23 protein-coding genes are annotated in these 21,508 nt (G+C 72.0%); 11 read left to right on the top strand and 12 right to left on the bottom strand.

Annotated elements, in window-relative coordinates; translation table 11 throughout:
• The first annotated feature begins 61 nt into the window (after positions 1-61).
• Positions 62-769, top strand: a complete 708-nt coding sequence (locus tag QQM39_RS02665) for an SDR family NAD(P)-dependent oxidoreductase (protein ID WP_301994968.1) — start codon at positions 62-64, stop codon at positions 767-769.
• A 59-nt stretch (positions 770-828) separates the two neighbouring features.
• Here the strand turns inward: QQM39_RS02665 and QQM39_RS02660 are convergent, their stop codons facing one another.
• Together QQM39_RS02660 and QQM39_RS02655 are read right to left on the bottom strand one after the other, a co-directional pair.
• Positions 829-2,022: a CaiB/BaiF CoA-transferase family protein gene (locus QQM39_RS02660; RefSeq protein ID WP_301994967.1), complete on the bottom strand. Its 1,194-nt coding sequence runs from the start codon at positions 2,020-2,022 to the stop codon at positions 829-831.
• 49 nt (positions 2,023-2,071) lie between these two features.
• Positions 2,072-2,530, bottom strand: coding sequence for a MarR family winged helix-turn-helix transcriptional regulator (locus QQM39_RS02655; RefSeq protein WP_301994966.1), 459 nt, complete (start codon positions 2,528-2,530; stop codon positions 2,072-2,074).
• A gap of 154 nt (positions 2,531-2,684) precedes the next feature.
• Between QQM39_RS02655 and QQM39_RS02650 the strand changes: the two genes are divergently transcribed.
• Positions 2,685-3,038, top strand: a complete 354-nt coding sequence (locus tag QQM39_RS02650; RefSeq protein WP_301994965.1) for a hypothetical protein — start codon at positions 2,685-2,687, stop codon at positions 3,036-3,038.
• Between the two features lie 31 nt (positions 3,039-3,069).
• Here the strand turns inward: QQM39_RS02650 and QQM39_RS02645 are convergent, their stop codons facing one another.
• Together QQM39_RS02645 and QQM39_RS02640 are read right to left on the bottom strand one after the other, a co-directional pair.
• Entirely contained in the window at positions 3,070-4,062 is a 993-nt protein-coding gene (locus tag QQM39_RS02645; RefSeq protein ID WP_301994964.1) for a helix-turn-helix domain-containing protein, read from the bottom strand.
• A gap of 182 nt (positions 4,063-4,244) precedes the next feature.
• The gene (locus tag QQM39_RS02640; protein ID WP_301994963.1) at positions 4,245-5,219 is read right to left on the bottom strand and encodes an alpha/beta hydrolase; all 975 of its coding nucleotides are present in this window, start codon (positions 5,217-5,219) and stop codon (positions 4,245-4,247) included.
• A 235-nt stretch (positions 5,220-5,454) separates the two neighbouring features.
• Between QQM39_RS02640 and QQM39_RS02635 the strand changes: the two genes are divergently transcribed.
• Together QQM39_RS02635 and QQM39_RS02630 are read left to right on the top strand one after the other, a co-directional pair.
• Complete coding sequence (locus tag QQM39_RS02635; RefSeq protein WP_301994961.1) at positions 5,455-6,450, top strand: TerC family protein; 996 nt, start codon at positions 5,455-5,457, stop codon at positions 6,448-6,450.
• A gap of 227 nt (positions 6,451-6,677) precedes the next feature.
• Positions 6,678-7,559: an LLM class F420-dependent oxidoreductase gene (locus QQM39_RS02630; protein WP_301994959.1), complete on the top strand. Its 882-nt coding sequence runs from the start codon at positions 6,678-6,680 to the stop codon at positions 7,557-7,559.
• Positions 7,560-7,569: 10 nt separating this feature from the next.
• On the opposite strand, the gene QQM39_RS02625 is transcribed toward QQM39_RS02630, so the two are convergent.
• Complete coding sequence (locus QQM39_RS02625; RefSeq protein WP_301994957.1) at positions 7,570-7,788, bottom strand: hypothetical protein; 219 nt, start codon at positions 7,786-7,788, stop codon at positions 7,570-7,572.
• Positions 7,789-7,903: 115 nt separating this feature from the next.
• Between QQM39_RS02625 and QQM39_RS02620 the strand changes: the two genes are divergently transcribed.
• Positions 7,904-8,848 carry a LysR family transcriptional regulator gene (locus tag QQM39_RS02620; RefSeq protein ID WP_302003453.1) on the top strand — a complete coding sequence of 315 codons (945 nt, stop codon included), beginning with the start codon at positions 7,904-7,906 and terminating at the stop codon, positions 8,846-8,848.
• 88 nt (positions 8,849-8,936) lie between these two features.
• On the opposite strand, the gene QQM39_RS02615 is transcribed toward QQM39_RS02620, so the two are convergent.
• Positions 8,937-9,500, bottom strand: a complete 564-nt coding sequence (locus tag QQM39_RS02615; protein WP_301994956.1) for an NADPH-dependent FMN reductase — start codon at positions 9,498-9,500, stop codon at positions 8,937-8,939.
• Between the two features lie 100 nt (positions 9,501-9,600).
• Between QQM39_RS02615 and QQM39_RS02610 the strand changes: the two genes are divergently transcribed.
• From QQM39_RS02610 to QQM39_RS02595, 4 genes are read left to right on the top strand one after another with little or no spacing between them, the layout of a single operon-like run.
• On the top strand, positions 9,601-10,275 hold the full coding sequence (locus QQM39_RS02610) for a TetR/AcrR family transcriptional regulator (RefSeq protein ID WP_301994955.1): 675 nt from the start codon (positions 9,601-9,603) through the stop codon (positions 10,273-10,275).
• Positions 10,276-10,321: 46 nt separating this feature from the next.
• On the top strand, positions 10,322-11,368 hold the full coding sequence (locus QQM39_RS02605; protein ID WP_301994953.1) for a LacI family DNA-binding transcriptional regulator: 1,047 nt from the start codon (positions 10,322-10,324) through the stop codon (positions 11,366-11,368).
• Between the two features lie 18 nt (positions 11,369-11,386).
• The gene (locus QQM39_RS02600) at positions 11,387-12,565 is read left to right on the top strand and encodes a 4-hydroxybenzoate 3-monooxygenase (protein ID WP_301994952.1); all 1,179 of its coding nucleotides are present in this window, start codon (positions 11,387-11,389) and stop codon (positions 12,563-12,565) included.
• A gap of 30 nt (positions 12,566-12,595) precedes the next feature.
• Positions 12,596-14,032, top strand: coding sequence for an aldehyde dehydrogenase family protein (locus QQM39_RS02595; RefSeq protein ID WP_301994951.1), 1,437 nt, complete (start codon positions 12,596-12,598; stop codon positions 14,030-14,032).
• Positions 14,033-14,041: 9 nt separating this feature from the next.
• Here the strand turns inward: QQM39_RS02595 and trxA are convergent, their stop codons facing one another.
• Positions 14,042-14,428, bottom strand: coding sequence for a thioredoxin (gene trxA, locus QQM39_RS02590; RefSeq protein ID WP_301994950.1), 387 nt, complete (start codon positions 14,426-14,428; stop codon positions 14,042-14,044).
• Positions 14,429-14,559: 131 nt separating this feature from the next.
• Between trxA and QQM39_RS02585 the strand changes: the two genes are divergently transcribed.
• Positions 14,560-15,993 (top strand): NAD(P)/FAD-dependent oxidoreductase, encoded by a 1,434-nt coding sequence (locus tag QQM39_RS02585; RefSeq protein ID WP_301994949.1) that lies wholly within the window; start codon positions 14,560-14,562, stop codon positions 15,991-15,993.
• Between the two features lie 7 nt (positions 15,994-16,000).
• Here QQM39_RS02585 and QQM39_RS02580 read toward each other — a convergent pair whose 3' ends face one another.
• Together QQM39_RS02580 and QQM39_RS02575 are read right to left on the bottom strand one after the other, a co-directional pair.
• Entirely contained in the window at positions 16,001-17,584 is a 1,584-nt protein-coding gene (locus QQM39_RS02580) for an ABC-F family ATP-binding cassette domain-containing protein (protein WP_301994948.1), read from the bottom strand.
• A gap of 145 nt (positions 17,585-17,729) precedes the next feature.
• Positions 17,730-18,374 (bottom strand): peptide deformylase, encoded by a 645-nt coding sequence (locus QQM39_RS02575; protein WP_301994947.1) that lies wholly within the window; start codon positions 18,372-18,374, stop codon positions 17,730-17,732.
• A 170-nt stretch (positions 18,375-18,544) separates the two neighbouring features.
• Here QQM39_RS02575 and QQM39_RS02570 point away from each other — a divergent pair, with 170 nt between their 5' ends.
• Positions 18,545-19,945 carry a PepSY domain-containing protein gene (locus QQM39_RS02570; RefSeq protein ID WP_301994945.1) on the top strand — a complete coding sequence of 467 codons (1,401 nt, stop codon included), beginning with the start codon at positions 18,545-18,547 and terminating at the stop codon, positions 19,943-19,945.
• Positions 19,946-20,007: 62 nt separating this feature from the next.
• Here QQM39_RS02570 and QQM39_RS02565 read toward each other — a convergent pair whose 3' ends face one another.
• The 3 genes from QQM39_RS02565 to QQM39_RS02555 are packed head-to-tail and all read right to left on the bottom strand — an operon-like array spanning position 20,008 to position 21,369.
• Positions 20,008-20,355 carry a tetratricopeptide repeat protein gene (locus QQM39_RS02565; protein ID WP_301994944.1) on the bottom strand — a complete coding sequence of 116 codons (348 nt, stop codon included), beginning with the start codon at positions 20,353-20,355 and terminating at the stop codon, positions 20,008-20,010.
• A 55-nt stretch (positions 20,356-20,410) separates the two neighbouring features.
• Positions 20,411-20,881, bottom strand: a complete 471-nt coding sequence (locus tag QQM39_RS02560) for a MarR family transcriptional regulator (RefSeq protein WP_301994943.1) — start codon at positions 20,879-20,881, stop codon at positions 20,411-20,413.
• Positions 20,878-21,369 carry a MarR family winged helix-turn-helix transcriptional regulator gene (locus QQM39_RS02555; RefSeq protein WP_301994941.1) on the bottom strand — a complete coding sequence of 164 codons (492 nt, stop codon included), beginning with the start codon at positions 21,367-21,369 and terminating at the stop codon, positions 20,878-20,880. Before QQM39_RS02555 ends, QQM39_RS02560 begins: the two co-directional genes overlap by 4 nt.
• Positions 21,370-21,508 lie beyond the last annotated feature (139 nt).

Here is a 21,508-nt window from a genome sequence, read left to right as displayed (position 1 = left end):
TGGGAGTCCCAGGAAGAAGGGTCTCCTGGCTGTCCGGCCGGCCGTACAGCACCGTGGCGGCATGACCACCACACTGATCACCGGCGCCAACAAGGGGCTGGGGTTCGAGTCCGCCCGCCGGCTCGTCGCCGCGGGCCACACCGTCTACGTCGGCGCCCGGGACGCCGAGCGCGGACGCCGCGCCGCCGAACGGCTCGGCGCACGCCACGTCCGGATCGACGTCACCGACGACAGCTCCGTCCAGGCCGCCGTGCAGACCGTCGAGGCCGACGGAGGCCTCGACGTCCTCGTCAACAACGCGGGCATCGAATACCGAGACGAGAACAACGCCGTGCCCGGTGCCGCGGACCTGACCGCCGACGCCATGCGGACACTGTTCGAGACGAACGTCTTCGGAGTCGTCCGCGTCACCCACGCCTTCCTGCCGCTGCTGCGGAAGTCGGCCGCGCCGGTCGTGGTCAACGTCAGCAGCGGCCTCGGCTCGGTCACCCACGTCTGCGATCCGGATCACCCCGCGTACGCCTACCCGGGCGTCGCGTACCCCGCCTCGAAGGCCACCGTGAACATGATCACCGTGCAGTTCGCGAAGGCGTTCCCGGATATGCGGATCAACGCCGTGGAGCCGGGCTTCACCGCGACCGACCTGAACGGGCGCACCGGCACCCAGACCGTCGAGGAGGGCGCCGAGATCATCGTGCGCATGGCACAGCTCGGTCCCGACGGCCCGACCGGAGGCTACTTCGACATCAACGGGCCGCTGCCCTGGTGACGTTGGACCGCCGACGCACTCCGCCCCCTCAGATGACGGCCCTCTCAGGTGACAGCCCCTCAGATGACGGCGTCCGCGCGCAAGGTCTCGATCTCCTCGCCGCTACGCCCGAGTTCGGTGAGGATCGCCTCGGTGTGCTCGCCCACCGCAGGCACCGGCTCCATGCGCGCGGGCAGTCCCGCGAGGTCGGCCGGCGGCAGCAGGGCCTGCACCGTCGCGCCCCCGGGCACGGCCACGTCGCGCCAGCGGTCCCGGGCGGCGAGGACCGGGTGCTCCAGGAACGCGGCGACGTCGTTGACCCCGGCACAGGCGATGTTGATGGACTCCAGGTCCTTGAGGATCTCCTCGGCGCCGGAGCGGGCACAGCGCTCGGCGACGACGGCGTTGAGCTCGTCGCGATGGGCCACGCGGGCGGAACTCGTCGCGAAGTGCGGATCGTCGGTCAGCTCGGGCCGGCCGAGGAACTCCGCACACAGGACGGCCCACTCGCGCTCGTTCTGGATCGAGAACAGCACCTGACTGCCGTCGGCGGCCGTGAAGGCGCCGTACGGCGCGAGGGTGGGATGCTGGGTGCCCAGCCGCCGGGGCTGGCTGCCGCCGTACTGCGTGTAGTAGGCGGGCTGGCCCATCCACTCCGCCAGCGCCTCGAACAGGGACACCTCCACAGGGTGGGCCGTGCCCGTGGTGGCGCGCGTGAACAGGGCGGTGAGGATGCCGCTGTAGGCGTACATCCCGGCGGCGATGTCGGCGACGGAGATGCCGACCCGCGCGGTCTCGTCGGGCGTCCCGGTCAGCGACACCAGACCCGTCTGGCACTGCACCAGCAGGTCGTACGACTTCCGGTCGGCCCACGGTCCGGACGTGCCGTAGCCGGAGATCGTGCACGGGATCAGCCGTGGCCACCGCTCGCCGAGCGCCTCGACACCGAGGCCGAGGCGGTCGGCGGCGCCCGGCGCCAGGTTCTGCACGAACACGTCTGCGCCGTCGAGGAGTCGGTGCAGGATCTCGCGGCCGCGGGGGTCCTTGAGGTCCAGCGTGAGGGACTCCTTGGACCGGTTGAGCCACACGAAATAGCTGGAGTGCCCGTGCACCGTCGTGTCGTACCGGCGGGCGAAGTCGCCCTCCCCGGGCCGCTCGACCTTGATCACGCGCGCCCCGAGGTCGGCGAGCTGCCGGGTGGCGTACGGGGCGGCCACGGCCTGTTCCAGGCTGACCACGGTGATGCCGGACAAGGGGAGAGGGGGCGCGCTCATGCGGGCCATTAGTACGTGCCTGTCAGAGGGTCCGTCAACGGGCCGCAGGTCAGGCGGGCACCCGGAGCGTCTCCACGGCTCGCACCAGCGGGGTCAGTTCGGGATTCTTGGCAGCCTCGTCGAGGGCTTCGCGCAGCGCGGCCTCGTTGGTCGGCCGTGCCTCTTCCAGGAGCTTGCGGCCTGCTTCGGTGACGTCGGTGTAGATGCCGCGGCGGTCGGTGGGGCAGAGGTAGCGGGAGAGCAGGCCGCGGTCCTCGAGGCGGGTGACGAGCCGGGTGGTGGCGCTCTGGCTGAGGACGACGGCGTCGGCGACCTGCTTCATCTGCAGATGCCCGCCTTCGCCGTCGTGCTGGCGGCCGAGCACGTCGAGCAGGGAGTACTCGCGCACGCTCAGGTCGTGCCTGCTCTGCAGAGCGCGCTCGATGTGCGCCTCGATCCTGCCGTACAGCAGGGAGAGGGCGCACCAGCCCTGGGCGAGGGCGGTGAGCGCGGGGTCCGTGGCGGTCATGGCGCCGGTGTCCTCCGTCCCGAGGTGAATGACGTCCAGGATATGCCATACGTGAAACTTCCAGCGAAGGCGTGTAGGGCGCGCCTGCAAGCATCGCGGGGACTCGGTGAAACTCCGTGCCGTCGCGCCCGCGGTGTGGGTATCGTCGGCTGCCATGATCAGCTCGCGCCCGACCACCACCTTGTGGCGACCCACCGGCCCCGAGGAGCTGGACCTGGTGCGCGCACGCGACTGGCGTGCCTGGCCGCCGCGGTTGCCCGAACAGCCGATCTTCTACCCGGTGCTCAACGAGGACTACGCGGTGAAGATCGCCCGGGACTGGAACGTCAAGCACGACGGCGCCGGCTTCGTGACCCGGTTCGAGGTCGAGTCGGAGTTCCTGCGCCGGTACCCCGTCCAGCAGGCGGGCGGCGAGACGATTCTCGAGCTGTGGGTGCCCGCCGAGGAACTCGACGAGTTCAACGCCCGTGTCGTCGGCACGATCGAGGTCGTGCACGAGTTCCGGTGACGGCGGCGACCCCCTGAGGTCGCGGCCTGCCCTAGGGCCGCGCCAGGTGCCGCATCGCCAGCGCCAGCCCCAGCCGGAACCGGCCTTGCGGAGTGCGCAGCGGCCAGCCCAACAGGTGCTCGGCATGCACCAGTCGCTCCTGGAGTGTGGAGTGGTGGACGTTGATCTCGGCCGCCGCCGCCCGCAGGCTCACCGTCGAGGCGACGGCGTGCAACGTGGTGAGCAGCCAGGGCGCGGCCGCCGCGGCCGCCTCCAGGGCCTGCACGTCGGGTGGCGGCTCGGCGCCCGGTACGACCAGGTCGGCGAGGAGCGCGACATCGCCCAGTTCGTCTGCGTGCACGACACCCGGGCCCGGGTCCTGTGCGGTGGCCTCGGCCGTGAACCGGAGCGCGATGCGGGCCTGCGCCCAGGAGCGCGGCAGGTCGAGCACCGGGACGGCGGGACCCACACCCACGCGGCCGGCGGGCGGCTCGGCGTCCGGGAGCGCAGGGACGATGCGGGGGCGGTCCTCCAGCAGGGCGAGGACACGGGCCCGAGCGGCGGTGTCGAGGCCCAGACGGCGGGCCGCGTGCAGCCGGGCCGCCTCCGGAGCCGTGGCGTCGAGGACGGTCTCGACCAGCGCGGGATCATCGGCCGGCGCCCGCCCGCGCGTCCGGTCGAGAACGAGCCGTATCGCCCCGGCGGCCCGCTCCAGGATCACCGCGTCGACGACACTCGGCTCCGCTTCCTGAGCCCGCTCCAGCCACAGCGCCGGGGCGCCGCCCGGCGTCAGCGCGGCGGAGGGCCAGGCGGCATCCGGGGGCAGCTCGCTCTCCCGCCGCGTCCCGTCGGCCTCGACCCGCACATGCACCCGCCGATCCGCGTCCACCAACCGCGCCGGCACCCCGGCCAGCACGGCGGCACCGCGCACCAGCGCCTCCAGCCCGGCCCGCGACTCGGCGAGCCGATCGAAGTACGCGATGACCCGGACGGCGGCACCGGCATCCGGATCCAACGCGGTCAAGCGTCCGGCCAGCTCTCTCATAGGCCCATGGTGCGGCATGGCGTCAAGCGGAACCGCGTCCGCTTCAAGGCGCCGGGAAGGCCAACCCCCCAAGGGGCGCGGGGAACTGCGCGACAAGCCACCTACGACCCGCACCCGCGAAGCCACAGAACCCGGCAGAGGAATAGGCGCACCACAGCCCCCGCTCCAGCGCCCCCGGCGTTTCAGCTGCTCAGCAACCTCGTCAGCCACGCCAGATGCGCCCCCCGGCACGCCTGCGACAGCGCCGCCTGAGGGGCGAAGCCGTCGAAGCCGTGGAACCCGCCGGGCCACACGTGCAACTCGGCCACCCCACCGGCCTGCCACAGCCGCGAGGCATAGGCGACGACCTCGTCACGGAACGTCTCCGCGGAACCGACGTCCAGGAAAGCCGGGGGCAGCCCGGCCAGATCCTCCGCGCGGGCCGGCGCCGCATACGCCGGCACGTCGGGCCCCCCGCGGCGCTCGCCGAGCAACGCCGTCCAGCCGGTCTCGTTGGCCGTACGGTCCCAGACGCCGAGCCCCGCCATCTGGTGGACGGACGGCGTGTCATTGCGGTCGTCCAGCATCGGGCACATCAGCATCTGGCCGATCGGCTCCGGGCCCCCACGGTCCCGCGTCAGCAGCGCCAGCGCCGCGGACAGTCCGCCGCCCGCGCTGGCACCGGCGACGACGATCCGCCGCGGGTCGCCGTCGAGTTCGGCGGCGTGCTCGGCCGTCCACTCCAGACCGGCGTACACGTCCTCGATCTGCGCCGGATACGGGTGCTCGGGCGCGAGCCGGTACTCCACGGACACCACGACCGCGTCCAGCTCCTTCGCCCAGGCCAGAGGCACGTCGACGCCGACGCGGTTGTTGCCGATGACCAGACCGCCGCCGTGGACGTGGTAGATCACCGGTCGCGGGCCCGCGACCGGTGGGGCGGCCGGCCGGCAGATCAGCAGGGAGATCTCGGGCGCCCCCGCGGGACCCGGCACCGCCCTGTCCTCGATCTCGAAGAAGCCGTCCATGGTCAGATCCAGCTGGGCCAGCATCTGGATCCCCGGACCCTGGCGGATGTCGGCTATCTCGTCCATCGTGAGGCCGGGCGAGATGACGTCCTTGATGAGTTCCAGGGCGGCGGCGAGCTCGGGATCGAACGGGGGCGGGACGTGGGTCATGGCTTCTCCTCACACGGGGGCACCTGATGCCCGGGCGGCTCTGTCGTCATGATCAACGCACCGGCCCCGACCGGAGGGCCGCCGTTCGGCGGAACCTGCCCGCCGTACGGCGGGTGGCACCCGGCGTAACCCGGAGATTGCCAGGACATGACCCGCTGTTCACCTGCTGTAGGTGGAAGTCATCACCATCGGCGACAACGCTGTCAAGGCCCCACCTGCACCAGGAGTACACCAAGTGAACGTCTCCCTCTCCGTCTGGCTGCTGACCGTCGTCGCCCTGTGCGCGCTCGTCGCCGTGGACTTCTTCATCGGTCGCAAGCCCCACGACGTCTCCATCCGGGAGGCGGGCACGTGGACGGTCGTCTGGATCGTCCTTGCCTGTCTGTTCGGCCTCGGCCTGTTCCTCTACGGCGGTGGCAAGCCGACGGGCGAGTTCTTCGCCGGGTACATCACCGAGAAGTCGCTGAGCGTCGACAACCTCTTCGTCTTCGTCCTGATCATGGGGAAGTTCGCGGTGCCCTCGCAGTACCAGCAGCGCGTGCTGATGGTCGGCGTGATCATGGCCCTGGTGCTGCGCGCCGGGTTCATCGCGGCCGGCGCGGCGATCATCTCCGCGTTCTCCTGGGTGTTCTACCTCTTCGGCGCCTTCCTGATCTGGACCGCCTGGAAGCTGGTCCAGGACGCCCGCAAGGAGGAGCACGAGGAGGAGTACCAGGAGAACAAGCTGCTGAAGATGGCGGAGGAACGCTTCGGCGTGGCCGACCGCTACCACGGCACCAAGCTGTTCATCACCGAGAACGGCAAGCGGATCATGACCCCGATGCTGGTCGTGATGCTCGCGATCGGCTCCACGGACGTCCTGTTCGCGCTCGACTCCATCCCCGCCATCTACGGGCTGACGCAGGACCCGTACATCGTCTTCACCGCCAACGCCTTCGCCCTGATGGGTCTGAGGCAGCTGTACTTCCTCATCGGCGGCCTGCTGAAGAGGCTGGTCCACCTCAGCTACGGCCTGTCGATCATCCTCGGCTTCATCGGCGTGAAGCTCGTGCTGCACGCGCTGCACGAGTCCGGCGTCCACGTCCCCGAGATCAGCATTCCCTTCTCGCTCGGCTTCATCGTGCTGGTCCTCGCGGTCACGACGGTGACCAGCCTGCGTGCTTCGAAGAAGCAGGAGCAGGCAGAGGCCGAACGCGCGGCGACAGATCCCACGCGAGCACCGCGGCGCTGACCCTCGCGACCAGCGCGCACCCGCCGGTCCACCCGAAGCGGCCATGGGCGCGGCCATGGGCGCGGCCGGCCAGGAGCCGACCGTGCCACCGAGGCGCGCGCAGGCCATGTACGGCGGGTGCCGTACCGCACTCGGCGACCGACTCGCCGGCCGGGCTTGACTTGGAGAGCGCTCGACGTCCTAGCGTCGTCGGAGTCGGTATCAGGGCGGGTGAACGGAGACAGGTCATGCGGGTCGGCGTGCACATCAACCGGTTCGACCATCCCGGAGGAGGCCCCGCGCTCGGCGCCGAACTCGCCGCCGCGGGCGCCGCCGCCGAGGCGGGCGGCGTGAGCTGGCTGTCGGTGATGGACCACTACTTCCAGATGGAGTTCAACGACCGCGCCGAGGACCCCATGCTGGAGGCGTACACGACCCTCGGCTTCCTCGCCGCCCACACCTCCACGGTCCGCCTCGGCGCCCTGGTGACCGGCGTGACCTACCGCCATCCCGGCCTGCTCGCCAAGATCGCCACCACGCTCGACGTGCTGTCCGGAGGCCGGGCCACCCTCGGGATCGGCGCCGCCTGGTACGGCCGGGAGCACGAGGGGCTCGGCGTGCCGTTCCCGCCGGTCGCCGAGCGCTTCGAGCGACTGGAGGAGGCCCTGCGGATCTGCCTGCAGATGTGGGACCCGCAGGCCGACGGCCCGTTCGAGGGCGAGCACTACCGGCTGGCCGAGACCCTGTGCGTGCCCGCCCCGGTCAGCGCCCCGCACCCCGAGATCATGATCGGCGGGGGCGGGGAGAAGAAGACGCTCCGGCTGGTGGCCCGCTACGGCGACGCCTGCAACCTGTTCTCCACGTCCCCGGAGGAGGTCGGGCACAAGCTCGACGTGCTGCGCGGCCACTGCGACACCGAGGGACGCGACTACGACGAGATCCGCAAGACCGTCCTCTACATGGGCGAGGCGGCCGCCGGGGGCGACCTCGACGCCTTCACCCGGGACATCGCGGGCTACTCGAAGCTCGGCATCGACACGGTGATCCTCGGCCCGCGCACCGGCGAACCGGCGGCGTTCATCGAGAACTTCGCGGCCCCCGCGGTCCCACGGCTGGCCGAACTCGACTGATCCGCCGCGCTCAACGGCACGGCGCGTCCGACCGGGCGTCGGCCGGGCGGCCGCGCGAGACGATCCGCATCCCCCGGGCGTCGACGACCCGGACCTGCAACGAGCCGCAGCCGCACCGCGTCCACACCGTGCTGCCCGCCGCCGTGCTGTGCCGGGAGACCACCTGGAAGGGCTCGGCGCCGTCGGGCCACCCGCAGTGCGGGCAGATGGTGCCGGTGGTGCTGGTCATGGCGACTCCTCGTGTGTCGTGGCTGGTTGACCGTCGCGACACAACCAAGGGTGCGGTGCGGCCTTCGTACAAGTCCAGGTTGACTTTCTGGACCTCACCTTGAAGCGTGGGCTTCATGATTGACCTGCGCCGACTGCACGTCCTCAGGGCGGTCGCCCACTACGGCACGGTCACCGCGGCCGCCCGCGCCCTGCACTTCACGCCCTCCGCCGCCTCCCAGCAGATCCGGCAGCTGGCCCGCGATCTCGGCGTCGACCTGCTGGAACCGCAGGGGCGCGGGGTGCGCCTCACCGCGGCCGCCGAGAGCCTGCTCGCGCACGCGGACGCGATCCAGGCCCGCTGGGAGGAGGCCGAACTCGACCTGCGCGCCGAGTACAGCGCGCCCACCGGACAGCTGCGCGTCATCGGCTTTTCCACGGCCGCGTCGGTGCTGCTGGCGCCCATGGCCGTACGGCTGCGGGAGCGGTATCCGCAGCTGACCGTACGGATCCAGGAGACGGGGGTGCCGGAGAGCTTCGACCTGCTCTTCGAGGGGGAGGCCGACCTGGCCGTGGTGGAGGTCACCCCGCACAACCCGCCGCTGAGCGACGCGCGCTTCGACCAGCAGCCGCTGCTGGACGACCCGTACGACCTCGTCGTCCACGACGACCATCCGCTGGCCGGACGCGAGCGAAGCGAGATGGGGGTCCCCCTGCCCGAAGGGTGGGGGAGTGTCGACCTCGCGGAGGCGGCGCACGAGGACTGGATCGCGCCGATGCCGGAGAGCGCCTGTCGCCCGCATGTGATGTCGGCGTGCGCGGCGGCCGGGTTCACCCCCGGCGTGGCCCATCTCGCGCGGGACTGGAACGTCACCGCGCACCTGGTCGCCCACCGGCTCGGCGTCGCCCTGGTCCCACGGTTGGCCCAGCTGCCTCCGCACCTGCCGATCACCCGGGTGCGCTGTGCGGGCGACCCCCATCGCAAGGTGCTCACCTGCACACGCCGGGGCTGCCGGGAACGCCCGGCGGTGAAGGCGGCGCTGGAGGAGCTGCGGGAGCTCGCGGTCACGGCGGTGGTCTGACGTGAGGGGGTGGCAGGAGGTCGCGGCCCGGTATGACGAGAGGCCGGAGCTCTGGGCTCCGGCCTCTGCGGGGGGACCTCCGGTCCGATCAGGCGGCAGCCGCCTCGCCCGCGTGCCCGTGGACGCGGGCGATGACCTCGGTCAGCTGGGCGGCGACCTCGGCGTCGTCGACCGGGTGCGTCTCGGCGAAGCGGGTCAGCGAGCCGGGGATCGCCAGCTTGACGTCCTCCAGCACCTTGCCGCCGGCGATGCCCACCGACTTGCGGGTCTCGTCCTGCGCCCACACGCCGCCGTACTGGCCGAAGGCGGTGCCGACCACGGCGACCGGCTTGCCGCCGAAGGCGCCGGCGCCGTACGGGCGGGACAGCCAGTCGATGGCGTTCTTCAGTACGGCCGGGATGGTGCCGTTGTACTCGGGGGAGAAGAGCAGGAACCCGTCGGCGGCCTGCGCGGCCTCGCGCAGCTTGGTGGCGGCGGCGGGGACGCTTCCCTCGACGTCGATGTCCTCGTTGTAGAAGGGGATGTCGGCGAGGCCCTCGAAGAGCACGACCTCAGCGCCCTCGGGAGCGAGCTTGACGGCCGCCTCGGCCAGCTGACGGTTGTGCGAACCGGCGCGAAGGCTGCCGACGAGCGCGAGGATGCGAACAGACATGCGGACTCCAAGTTGCTGAAACACTGCCGTGACGATCCGGACCGAGGTCCGCTTACGTTTCTAGCACCTTAACCGGACCGCGGTCCAGTTTCATTCCCCGATGCTTTACGCTGGTTTCATGTCCGCCGTTCTGCCGCCCTTCCCCCAGCCGCAGGAGCCCGTCGACAGGCCTCAGTGGCTGGAGGTCGGTTCCGCCGCCGACGAGCCCTGCCTGCGCGCCGACGCGGCCCGTAACCGCGCCCGGCTGCTGGAGGCCGCCGCCCGGCTGATCGCGGAGCACGGCGCGGCCGGGGTCACCATGGAGGCGGTGGCCGCGGAGGCCGGCGTGGGCAAGGGGACGGTCTTCCGCCGCTTCGGCGACCGCACCGGTCTGCTGACGGCGCTGCTGGACCACTCCGCGAGGAAGCTGCAGGCCGATTTCCTCGGCGGGCCGCCGCCGCTGGGCCCCGGGGCGCCGCCGGTCGAGCGGCTGCGGGCGTTCGGCGTGGCGGTGCTGTACCGCGCGGCCGAACAGCTGGACCTGCAACTGGCCGCCCAGCCGGAGCCGACCCGCCGCTACTCCCACCCCTCGCTCCGGGCGCTGCACACCCACGTCACGGTGCTGCTGCGGCAGATCCTGCCGGACGCCGACTGCGATCTCCTCGCCCAGACGCTCATGGGATACCTCGACCCCGCCCTGGTCCACCACCTGACCAGGCAGTGCGGTATGCCCATGGAGCGGCTGGAGAAGGGCTGGCTCGACCTGGTCAACCGTGTGACACACACGGGGGCGTGAACGCCCGCAGACCCTGACCCGGGCCCCGCTCACAGGCTCTGCGAAGATGCCGTACGTCATGGTGCAGATACCGAAAACGCCCGCGCCCGCTTCCCCCGCACAGCGCTCGGTACCCACGAGCGCCGATGTGGCCCGCCTGGCCGGCGTCTCGCGCGCGACCGTCTCCTATGTCCTCAACAACACCAGCGCCGTCCGGATCAGCGAACCCACGCGTCGCCGCGTCCACGACGCCGCGAAGGAACTCGGCTACGTCCCGCACGCGGCGGCCCGCAGCCTGCGCGCCGGGCACAGCCGCATGGTCCTGACGCCCGCGCCGAGCTTCCCCGTCGGCTCCCTGTACGGCCAGTTCCTCGGCGACCTCCAGACGGCGCTCGGCCGCCTCGACTACACCGTCGTGCAGCACGGCAGCGTCGGCCTGCACGGCGACGAGGCCGCCCGCGCCTGGGCCGAGCTGCGCCCCGTCGCCGTCCTGGTGTCGGGCTCCGGCCTCGGCCCGAAGGGCGTGACGGTGCTCAAGCGCTCCGGCGTCCGGGCCGTGGTCTCGCTCGGCCCCGAGTCCGTCGAGGGTGCCCACGCCCTGCTGATGGACTACGAGGCCGTGGGTCACTGCGCGGGCAGCCACCTGTACGACCGCGGCCGGCGCCGCATCGGCGTCGTCGTGCCCGAGGAGGACGGCCTGGAGTCCTTCTCCACGCCCCGCCTCGAAGGCGTACGGCGCGCCCTGCACGGCACGGACGCCTCCGTGACCGAACTTCCCCTCGCCTACACGGAGGAGTCCGCCGCCCGGCTCGCCGCCCGCTGGCGCGACCTCGGCCTCGACGCCGTGTTCGCCTACAACGACGAGTACGCGATGCTGCTGATGCGCGCCCTGCAGGACGAGGGCGTCCGCGTCCCCGCCGACACGGCCGTCATCGGCGCCGACGACCTGATGCTCGGACGGCTGCTGCGGCCTAGGCTGAGCACCGTGCACATCGAGCTGCCGTCCGGCCGCGAGCTCGCGGAACTGGTCGACCGCGCGGTGCGCAACCCCGGCGCCGCACCCGAGACGCACAAGGTGCTGGGAGCGACGGTGGTGCACCGCGAATCCAGCTGAACCCAGGGGAGGCGGGACATGCGCACGACCGTCGGCATCATCGGAGGCGGCCCCGCCGGACTGCTGCTCGCCCGCCTGCTGCACCGCGCCGGCGTCGACTGCGTCGTCCTGGAGAGCCGCACCCGGGAGTACGTCGAGCGGCGCCAGCGGGCCGGGATGCTGGAGCAGGGCACGGTCGACGCGTTGCGCGAGGCCGGCGCCGCCGAGCGGCTGACGGCGGAAGGCCTGGTGCACCAGGGCATCGAGCTGCGCTTCGAGCGGGAACGCCACCACATCGACTTCCCGGCCCTCGCCGGCGGCCGTACGGTGACGATCTACGCCCAGACCGAGATCGTGAAGGACCTCGTCGCCCTCCAACTCGCCGACGGCCCACCGCTGTTGTTCGAGGCCGAGGCGCTCGCCGTCGAGAAGCCTCAGAGCGCCACGCCCGTCGTACGGTTCCTGCACGAGGGCCGCGAGCAGACGCTGACCTGCGAGTGGGTCGCCGGCTGCGACGGCTTCCACGGCATCTCCCGCGACGCGTTCCCGGCCGAGGCGAGCCGCTCGTACGGGCACGACTATCCGTACTCCTGGCTCGGGGTTCTGGCCGAAGTGCCGCCGTCCTGCGACGAGTTGATCTACGCGCGCGGTGAACGTGGCTTCGCCCTGCACAGCATGCGGTCGGCGTCGGTCTCCCGGCTCTACCTCCAGGTCCCCGACCACACCGACCCCGACGACTGGCCCGACGACCGCGTCTGGGACGAACTCGCCGCGCGCTTCGCCATCGACGCCGACTGGACCCTCCATCGCGGACCCATCACCGCCAAGTCCGTGACGACGATGCGCAGTTACGTCCACGAACCGATGCGCCACGGACGGCTCCTGCTCGCCGGGGACGCCGCCCACATCGTCCCGCCGACCGGCGCCAAGGGCCTCAACCTCGCCGTGTCGGACGTACGGGTCCTGGCCCGCGGCCTCGTCGAGCTGCACCGCACAGGGAGCGCGCAACTCCTCGACAGATACTCCGAGTTGTGCCTCCAGCGGGTGTGGCAGGCGACCCGTTTCTCGGACGACATGACTAGGATGTTGCATGTTCAACCAGACGGGGATGCGTTCGACCACCGGATGCAGCTCGCGCGGCTGCGCCGGATCACGGCATCCCGTCACGCGGCCGCCGAACTGGCGGCGAACTACTCGGGACTTCCGCTCCCCCTGTGAGTCCCGCCGGTGATCGAACGGAGAGTCGCAATGCCGTTGCTCGACCCGAAGGCCTGGCAGTCCAGTTCACTGTCGGGAGATGAGTACGCCGTCACCGAGCCCGCCACCGGCGACACGCTCGGCACCGTCACCCTGGCCGGCGCCGAGGACGTCGGTACGGCCGCCGGGGCCGCCCGCGCCGCCCAGGCCGAGTGGGCACGCCTCCCGCACTTCGTCCGCGCCGCCGTGCTGCGCAAGGCCGGCGACCTGTTCACGGCGCACGCCGACGAGCTGCGCGAGTGGCTCGTGCGTGAATCCGGCTCGATTCCCGGCAAGGCCGACTTCGAGCTGCACGTCGCCTCCCAGGAGTGCTACGAGGCCGCCGCCCTCGCCTCCCGCCCGGCCGGGCACATCCTGCCCAGCGAGGCGCCCCGGCTGTCGTACACGCGCCGGGTCCCCGTCGGCGTCGTCGGCGTGATCGCCCCGTTCAACGCCCCGCTGATCCTCTCCATCCGCTCCGTCGCCCCGGCCCTCGCGCTCGGCAACGCGGTCGTGCTGAAGCCGGACCCGCGCACGGCGGTCTGCGGCGGCCTCTCCCTCGCGGCGATCTTCGCCGAAGCGGGCCTGCCCGAGGGGCTGCTGCACGTCCTGCCGGGCGGTCCGGAGGTGGGCCAGGCGCTGGTCGCCGACCCGCGCGTGCCCGTCATCTCCTTCACCGGGTCCACGGCCGCGGGCCGGGCCGTCGGCGAGGCCGCCGGGCGTCATCTCAAGCGCGCGCACCTGGAGTTGGGCGGCAACTCCGCCCTGATCGTGCTGGAGGACGCCGACATCGACGCGGTGATCTCCACGGCCGCCTGGGGTTCCTTCTTCCACCAGGGCCAGATCTGCATGACGACCGGCCGCCACCTCGTGCACCAGTCCCTGTACGAGGAGTACGTCGAGCGGCTCGCCGCCAAGGCCGACGCCCTCGCCGTCGGCGACCCGCACCGCGCCGAGGTCCACCTCGGCCCGCTCATCGACTCGGGCCAGCTGGGCAAGGTGCACGGCCTGGTGGAGGCCAGCACCTCCCGGGGCGCCAAGCTGGCCGCGGGCGGCACCCACGAGCAGCTCTTCTACCGGCCGACCGTGCTCGCCGGCGTCGACGACCAGACCCCCGCGTACACCGAGGAGGTCTTCGGCCCCGTCGCGCCCGTACGCCCCTTCAGCACCGCCGACGAGGCCGCCGCCCTCGCCGCGGCGAGCTCCTACGGCCTCTCCCTCGGCATCGTCACCGGTGACGCCGCCCGCGGCCTCGACCTGGCCGAGCGCATCCCGACCGGCATCGTGCACATCAACGACCAGACCGTGAACGACGAGGCCGTCGCGCCCTTCGGTGGCATCGCCGCCTCCGGTACCGGCGCCCGGTTCGGCGGCGAGTCCAACCTGGAGGCGTTCACCGACGTGCGCTGGACGACGGTGCGCGGCGACGTGGCGGCGTACCCCTTCTAGACCTGGGCTCTACTGGCCGTTCTGCTCGGCCTGTGCCTGCTGAGCGGCCACGGCCTGGTGGACCTCGTCCATGTCGAGCTTCCTGGCCTGCCCGATGACGTCCGCCAGGGCGGCCTCGGGCAGCGCCCCGGGCTGCGCGAACACGGCGACCCGGTCACGGACGATCATCAGCGTCGGAATCGACTGGATCCCGAAGGCGGCGGCCAGCTCCGGCTGCGCCTCGGTGTCGACCTTGCCGAACACAAGATCAGGGTTCTCCTCGGCCGCCTTCTCGTAGACCGGGGCGAACTGACGGCACGGCCCGCACCAGGACGCCCAGAAGTCGATCAGGACGAACTCGTTGTCCGTGACCGTCTCATCGAAGTTCTCCTTGGTGAGCTCCACGGTGCTGCTCATGGCGTATTCCCTCTTCCTGGTGTCGGGGCGAAGCCGTCGGCGACAACACGACCGTACGGTGGTGTATTCCGTCGTATCTCCGCGCGCGTACCCGTGTGGCCAGGCAGCACACCACCCGTAAGACTGACCCCATGACGGAAACGGATTCCATCGCATACGACGTCGTAGTGCTCGGGGCCGGGCCCGTGGGGGAGAACGTCGCCGACCGCACCCGCGCGGCCGGCCTGTCCACCGCGGTCGTGGAGAGCGAGCTGGTCGGCGGCGAGTGCTCGTACTGGGCGTGCATGCCCAGCAAGGCGCTGCTGCGCCCGGTCATCGCCCAGGCCGACGCCCGCCGCCTGCCAGGCCTCAGCCAGTCGGTACAGGGCACCCTCGACGCGGCCGCGGTCCTCGCCCGACGCGACGAGTACACCTCGCACTGGCAGGACGACGGCCAGGTCGGGTGGCTGGACGGTATCGGCGCCGACCTCTACCGCGGCCACGGCCGCCTCGCCGGACCCCGCGCCGTGGAGGTGACCGGCTCCGACGGCGTGCGCCATGTTCTGACCGCCCGGCACGCCGTGGTCGTCTGCACCGGCAGCGGCGCCCAGTTGCCCGACCTGCCCGGACTCGCCGAGGTCAAGCCGTGGACCAGCCGCGAGGCCACCAGCGCGAAGGCCGCGCCGGGCCGGCTGGTCGTCGTCGGCGGCGGCGTGGTCGCCACCGAGATGGCCACCGCCTGGCAGGCCCTCGGCTCCCGGGTCACACTCCTGGTCCGCGGCAAGGGCCTGCTGTCCCGCATGGAGCCCTTCGCCGGCGAACTGGTCGCCGAGGCGCTCACCGAGGCGGGCGTCGACGTCCGCACCGGCACCTCCGTCGAGGCGGTGACCCGGGAGAACGGCACGGTCGTGGTCGTCACCGGCGGAGGCGACCGCATCGAGGCCGACGAGATCCTCTTCGCCACCGGACGCACCCCGCGCACCGACGACATCGGCCTGGACACGGTCGGCCTGGAACCCGGCTCCTGGCTGGAGGTCGACGACAGCCTCCGCGTCACCGGCAGCGCATGGCTGTACGCGGTCGGCGACGTCAACCACCGCGCCCTCCTCACCCACCAGGGCAAGTACCAGGCGCGCATCGCGGGCGCCGCCATCGCCGCCCGCGCCTGCGGCGTGCCCCTGCTGGAGTCCGACCCCTGGGGCGCCCACGCCGCGACAGCCGACCACGCCGCCGTCCCGCAGGTCGTCTTCACCGACCCCGAGGCCGCCGCGGTGGGCCTGTCCCTGGCGGAGGCCGAACAGGCCGGCCACCGCGTGCGCGCCGTCGACGTCGAGTTCTCCTCGGTGGCCGGCGCGGGACTGTACGCCGACGGCTACCGAGGCCGCGCCCGCATGGTCGTCGACCTGGAACGCGAGATCCTCCTCGGCGTCACCTTCGTCGGCCCCGGCGTCGGCGAACTCATCCACTCGGCGAGCATCGCCGTCGCCGGCCAGGTACCGATCGGCAGGCTGTGGCACGCGGTTCCGTCGTATCCGACGATCAGCGAGGTGTGGCTGCGGCTGCTGGAGTCGTACCGCGACAACTGAGCCCGCCTCATCCGGCCACCCACTCGAGGTACTCCTCGCTCCACAGATCCTCCTCGCAGTCCGGTAGCAGCAGGACCCGGTCCGGGCGCAGCGCCTCGATGGCGCCCGCGTCGTGGGTGACCATGACGATCGCGCCCGGATACGTGCCCACCGCGGCCAGGACCTCGGCCCGGGAAGCGGGGTCGAGGTTGTTGGTGGGCTCGTCCAGGAGCAGCACGTTGGCGCCGGAATGGACCAGGCCCGCCAGGGCCAGGCGAGTCTTCTCCCCTCCGGAGAGGACACCGACCCGTTTGTCCGCGTCGTCGCCGGAGAACAGGAACGCGCCGAGGACACGCCGGACCTCACCGTGGGTCAGATGCGGGGCAGCCGAGGCCAGTTGTGTGCGCGCCGTCGCATCCGGGTCCAACGTGTCGTGTTCCTGGGCGAAGTAGCCCAGGCGCAGTCCGTGCCCGTGGACCACCCGGCCGCCGTCGGGACGTTCCTGACCGGCCAGGACGCGCAACAGCGTGGTCTTTCCCGCGCCGTTGGGCCCGAGAACGACCAGACGGCTGCCCCGGTCGACGGCCAGATCGACGCCCGCCAGCACGCGGTGGTCGCCGTACGCCTTGCTGAGGCCGACGGCGCCCAGGGGGATACGGCCGCACGGCTCCGGTTCGGGCAGCCGGATTCTGGCCACCTTGTCGCTGCGCCGGGCCGGTTCGAGGTCGGCGAGCATACGGTCGGCGCGGCGGGCCATGTTCTTCGCGGCCACGGCCGTCGCCACGCGGGCGCGCATCTTCTCGGCCTGAGCGTGCAGCGACGCCGCCTTGCGCTCGGAGTTCGCCCGCTCCCGAGCCCGCCGCCGCTCGTCGGCCTCCCGCTGGGCGAGGTAGGCGTCCCAGCCGGTGTTGTGCACGTCGATCGTGGCGCGCTGCGGATCCAGGTGGAACACCCGGTTCACCGTGGCGGCGAGCAGGGACGTGTCGTGGCTGATCAGCACGAGCCCCGCGTGATGGCCGGCCAGGAACGTGCGCAGCCAGGCGACCGAGTCCGCGTCCAGGTGGTTCGTCGGCTCGTCCAGCAGCAGGGTGCCGTGCCCCGCGAACAGGATGCGGGCCAGCTCCACGCGACGGCGCTGTCCGCCCGACAGCGCACCCAACGGCCGGCCCATCAGCCGGGCCGGAAGCCCGAGACCCGCGGCCACCCGGGCCGCCTCGGCCTCCGCGGCGTAACCGCCGGCGGCCTGGAACCGGGCCTCGACGCGCACATAGGCGTCCATCGCACGCCGCGTACCGTCGGCCATGGCCTCCTCGGCACGGCGCAGGGCGCGTACGGCCCCGTCGAGGCCCCGCGCGGACAGGATCCGGTCGGTGACGGTGATCGTCGGGTCGGCGGCGCGGGAGTCCTGGGGCAGATGCCCGACCTCGCCGGTGCGGGTCACCGTCCCGGCGGCCGGGGGCAGCGTGCCGGCCAGCGTGTTCAACAGGGTGGTCTTTCCGGCGCCGTTGCGGCCGACCAGGCCGATGCGGTCGCCGGGGGAGATGTGGAAGGAGATGCCGGACAGCAGCAGACGCGCGCCGACGCGCACGTCGACACCACTGATGGTGATCATGAAAAGACGCTCCGAACAAGCAATCCGAACAAGCAAGAGGACACACGGGTGGCGTGGAACCGGGTCCTCGGCTAGGAGATTCGGGGCGTAGACATGCGGTCAGGCTAACGCGGGCGCCGGGCCGGACGCCTGCGAATTTTCTCGGTCACGGCAGCTCGAAGCCCAGCGCCTCGGCGGCCCGCGCGGGCGTCGGCTCCGCCCAGCGCTCCGCGATCGCCTGGTTCGAGGCGAGCGAGCGCAACTCGGCCCGGTCCAGGTAGAGAACCCCGTCGAGGTGGTCCGTCTCGTGCTGCACGATACGGGCGGGCCACCCCGTGAACACCTCGTCGACCGCCCGCCCTTGCTCGTCCTCGCCCGTCAGCCGCACCTCGGCGTGCCGGGCCACCACCGCCTGATAGCCCGGCACACTCAGACAGCCCTCGAAGAACGCGGCACGAGCGGCGCCGACCGGCTCGTACGACGGGTTCACCAGCACCCGGAACGGCTGCGGCACCCGCCCGCGCGCCAGCCGCACCTCCTCCGGCACCGGCGCCGGGTCCTCGATCACCGCGATCCGCAGCGCCACACCGACCTGCGGTGCGGCGAGGCCGACGCCCGGCGCCGCGTGCATGGTGATCCGCAGCGCCTCGACGAAGCGGGCCAGCAGCGCCGGCTCCAGCTGGCCGTCGAAGCGTTCGGTGGGACGCCGCAGCACCGGGTCGCCGGCCGCCACGATGGTCAACGGGCCCTCGGTGGCCAGGAGTTGCTCGACCTGCTCGGCCAGGGGTGCGCGATCGCTCGGAGTTGCCATCGCGCCAGCATGCCACGGCGCACCCGCCACTCACCGACTCGCCTGTGATGTACGCCACTTAACAGGCCGGGAACTCGACGGCCCCTTCGCCCGACTACTGGACCGCTACCGCAGACAGAGAACGTCCCCACTCCCCGTCCCACTCCCCGTCACTCCCGGAGATGCCGCCGATGTCCACCGCTCCCTCGACCGCCACCGAGGAGACGACGCAGCCCGACGCCCCGGCCTCGGCGCCCCGCAGATGGGCACCGCTGCGCCCGCTCGTCCTGCGTCTGCACTTCTACGCCGGAGTGCTCGTCGCGCCGTTCCTGCTCGTCGCCGCGGCCACGGGCTTCCTGTACGCCGGCGCGTTCCAGGCCGAGAAGGTCGTGTACGTCCACGAGATGACCGTCCCGGTCGGCGACGCGAAGCTGCCGATGTCCGAGCAGGTCGCCGCCGCGCGCAAGGCCCATCCCGAGGGCACGGTCTCGGCGATCCGGCCCTCCCCGGCGGACGACGCGACCACCAGGGTCCTGCTGTCCGGCGTCAAGGGCGTCGACGCCGACCACACGCTCGCCGTGTTCGTCGACCCGTACACCGCGAAGGTGCGCGGCGCCCTCGAACAGTACGGCTCGACCGGCGCGCTGCCCCTGCGCACCTGGATCGACGAGTTCCACCGCGACCTGCACCTCGGCGCGAACGGCCGCCTCTACAGCGAGCTCGCCGCGAGCTGGCTGTGGGTGATCGCGGGCGGCGGCCTGATGCTGTGGTTCTCCCGCCGCCGCGCCCTGCGCAAGGTGCGCGGGACCAGCGGGCGCCGCCGCACGCTCGGTCTGCACGGCACGGTCGGCGTCTGGGCGGCGGCCGGGTTCTTCTTCCTCTCGGCGACCGGTCTGACCTGGTCGGCGTACGCCGGCGCCAACATCGACGAGCTGCGCACCTCGCTCGGCCAGGCCACCCCGTCCGTCTCGGCCTCGGCGGGCGGCGATCACGCGGCTCACGGCGCCGCCGCGGGCACCGGCGGGAGTGGCGAGCACGGCGTCGGTCTCGACAAGGTCCTGGCCGCCGCGCGCGCCGAGGGCCTGGGTGACCCGGTGGAGATCGTGCCGCCCGCCGACGCCTCGTCCGCGTACGTGGTGAGGCAGGTGCAGCGCAGCTGGCCGACGAAGCAGGACTCGGCCGCGATCGACCCGGCCACCGGCGAGGTCGTCGACGTGCTGCGGTTCGCCGACTACCCGGTGCTGGCCAAGCTGACCCGCTGGGGCATCGACCTGCACACGGGCGTCCTCTTCGGCCTGGCCAACCAGATCGCCCTGATGCTGCTCGCGCTCTCGCTGATCGTGCTGATCGTGTGGGGCTACCGCATGTGGTGGCAGCGCGGCCGCGGCTCGGCTTTCGGTCGCCCCATCCCACGGGGCGCCTGGCAGCAGGTGCCCCCGCAGATCCTGGTCCCGCTGGTGGCGGTCGTCGCCGTACTCGGCTACTTCGTGCCGCTGTTCGGTATCTCGCTGGCCGCCTTCATCGTGGTGGACGTCGTCCTCGGAGAGGTGGCCCACCGGCGGGGGAAGCGGACGCCCGCGGAAGCGAACTAGCGGGAGGAAGGACTTGGGGCCCGGTTCCGGGGGAACCGGGCCCCGAGCAGTGCTCGCACTGTTCAGAGCCGCTCGAAGTCACCCGCCAGCGCCGCGGCGAGGCGCATGTGCGGCTCGGCTTCCTCGTGCCGCCCCTGCCGTTGCAGGGTGCGTCCCAGCATCAGCCGGGCGTAGTGCTCGACAGGGTCGCGCTCGACGATGACGCGCAACTCGTCCTCCGCGCGCCGCAGTTGGGCCGAGTGGTAGTACGCGCGTGCCAGCAGCAGCCGCGTCGCGGTCTGCTGCGGGGCCTCCTCGACCAGTTGGCCGAGGACGCGCGCTGCGGCGGCGTAGTCCTTGGCGTCGAAGAACATCTGCGCGCGCTCCCAGCGCTCGGCCGGTGTTCCGTGGTCGTAGTACGTCGTGTCCACTCGTGCCTCCTCCGACTTCGACGCTGTCAACGGAGCCGGTTGGTTCAATATTCCACTACTGGGTCACTGCTTCACTGGGGCGCTGGGCCGTGGCGGCGAGTTCGGCGTTGGCCCGCTCGGTGATCAGGGTCAGCACGCGTCCGGCGGCGGCCAGGTCCTCGGTCGGGATACCGGCGTAGATCCGGGCGGTGATGGGGGCGGTCGCGGCGGAAGTCCTGTCGTGCAGCTCCTGTCCGGTGTCCGTGATCCGCACCTGGGACGGCCCCTGAGGGGCCAGCAGTTCCGCGGCGATCAGCTCGTCGACCACGGAGTGTGCCTGCGCGGCGTCGATCTTCAGCGCGCCTACGACACCGTCGATGACGTGGCCCCGCTCGACCGGCCCGTCGGCGACGGCGGCGAGTCGGAGCGTGACCGACTGCTGGAATGTCGCGCCGTGGCGGTCCAGCGCGCGCTCGAGGACCGCGCGGGCGGCGTAGTGGGCCAGAGCTATGACTCGGGGGTCGACCAGGGGAGTGGTGGCGGTCATGACTGCTCCTTGTCGGACTCGCTGTCGGTGGCAAGCGGGCCAAGAGGTGCGTCGAGCAGGGTCGCCAGGTCGTGTGTGAACTCCCGGGTGCGGGCGCTGTCCAGGCCGCCGAGCGGCGCCAGCAGCTGCTGCAGGAGCCCCTGGACGACCTTGATCGCCTGCCGGGTCCGCTCACGTCCCTGTTCGGTCAGCGCCAGCTGCACCGCGCGCGGGTCGCGGGGATCCCGGGTGCGTTCGAGGAGGCCGGCGGTTTCCAGGGAACGTGCCAGCTTGGAGACGTACAGCGGTTCGAGCCCGGTGTGGTCGGCGAGGCGCCGCTGACTGGGACGCTCTCCGCGGCGCTGCATGCCGTACAGCGAGGCCACCAGCGCGTACTGCGCGTGGGTGAGCCCCAGCGGGGTCACGGCCCGGTCGACCGCGACCCGCCACTTCGTGGACAGGCGCCACACCAGGAAACCGGGCGAGACGTTCTCGGAACCCTTACTCATGACAAATACCGTACATGGCTACTATGTACATGGCTACTATTTTCGGGAACGCATCGGGAACGCATCGGGAACGCATCGGGAACGCATCGGGATTGCATCGAGACAGGCCCGGGTGACGGACTGACGAAGCGACCCCGGC

Source organism: Streptomyces sp. DT2A-34, from assembly GCF_030499515.1.
GTDB lineage: Bacteria > Actinomycetota > Actinomycetes > Streptomycetales > Streptomycetaceae > Streptomyces.
Note: the sequence above shows the minus strand (reverse complement) of the source record. Positions and strands in the feature narration are given on the sequence as shown.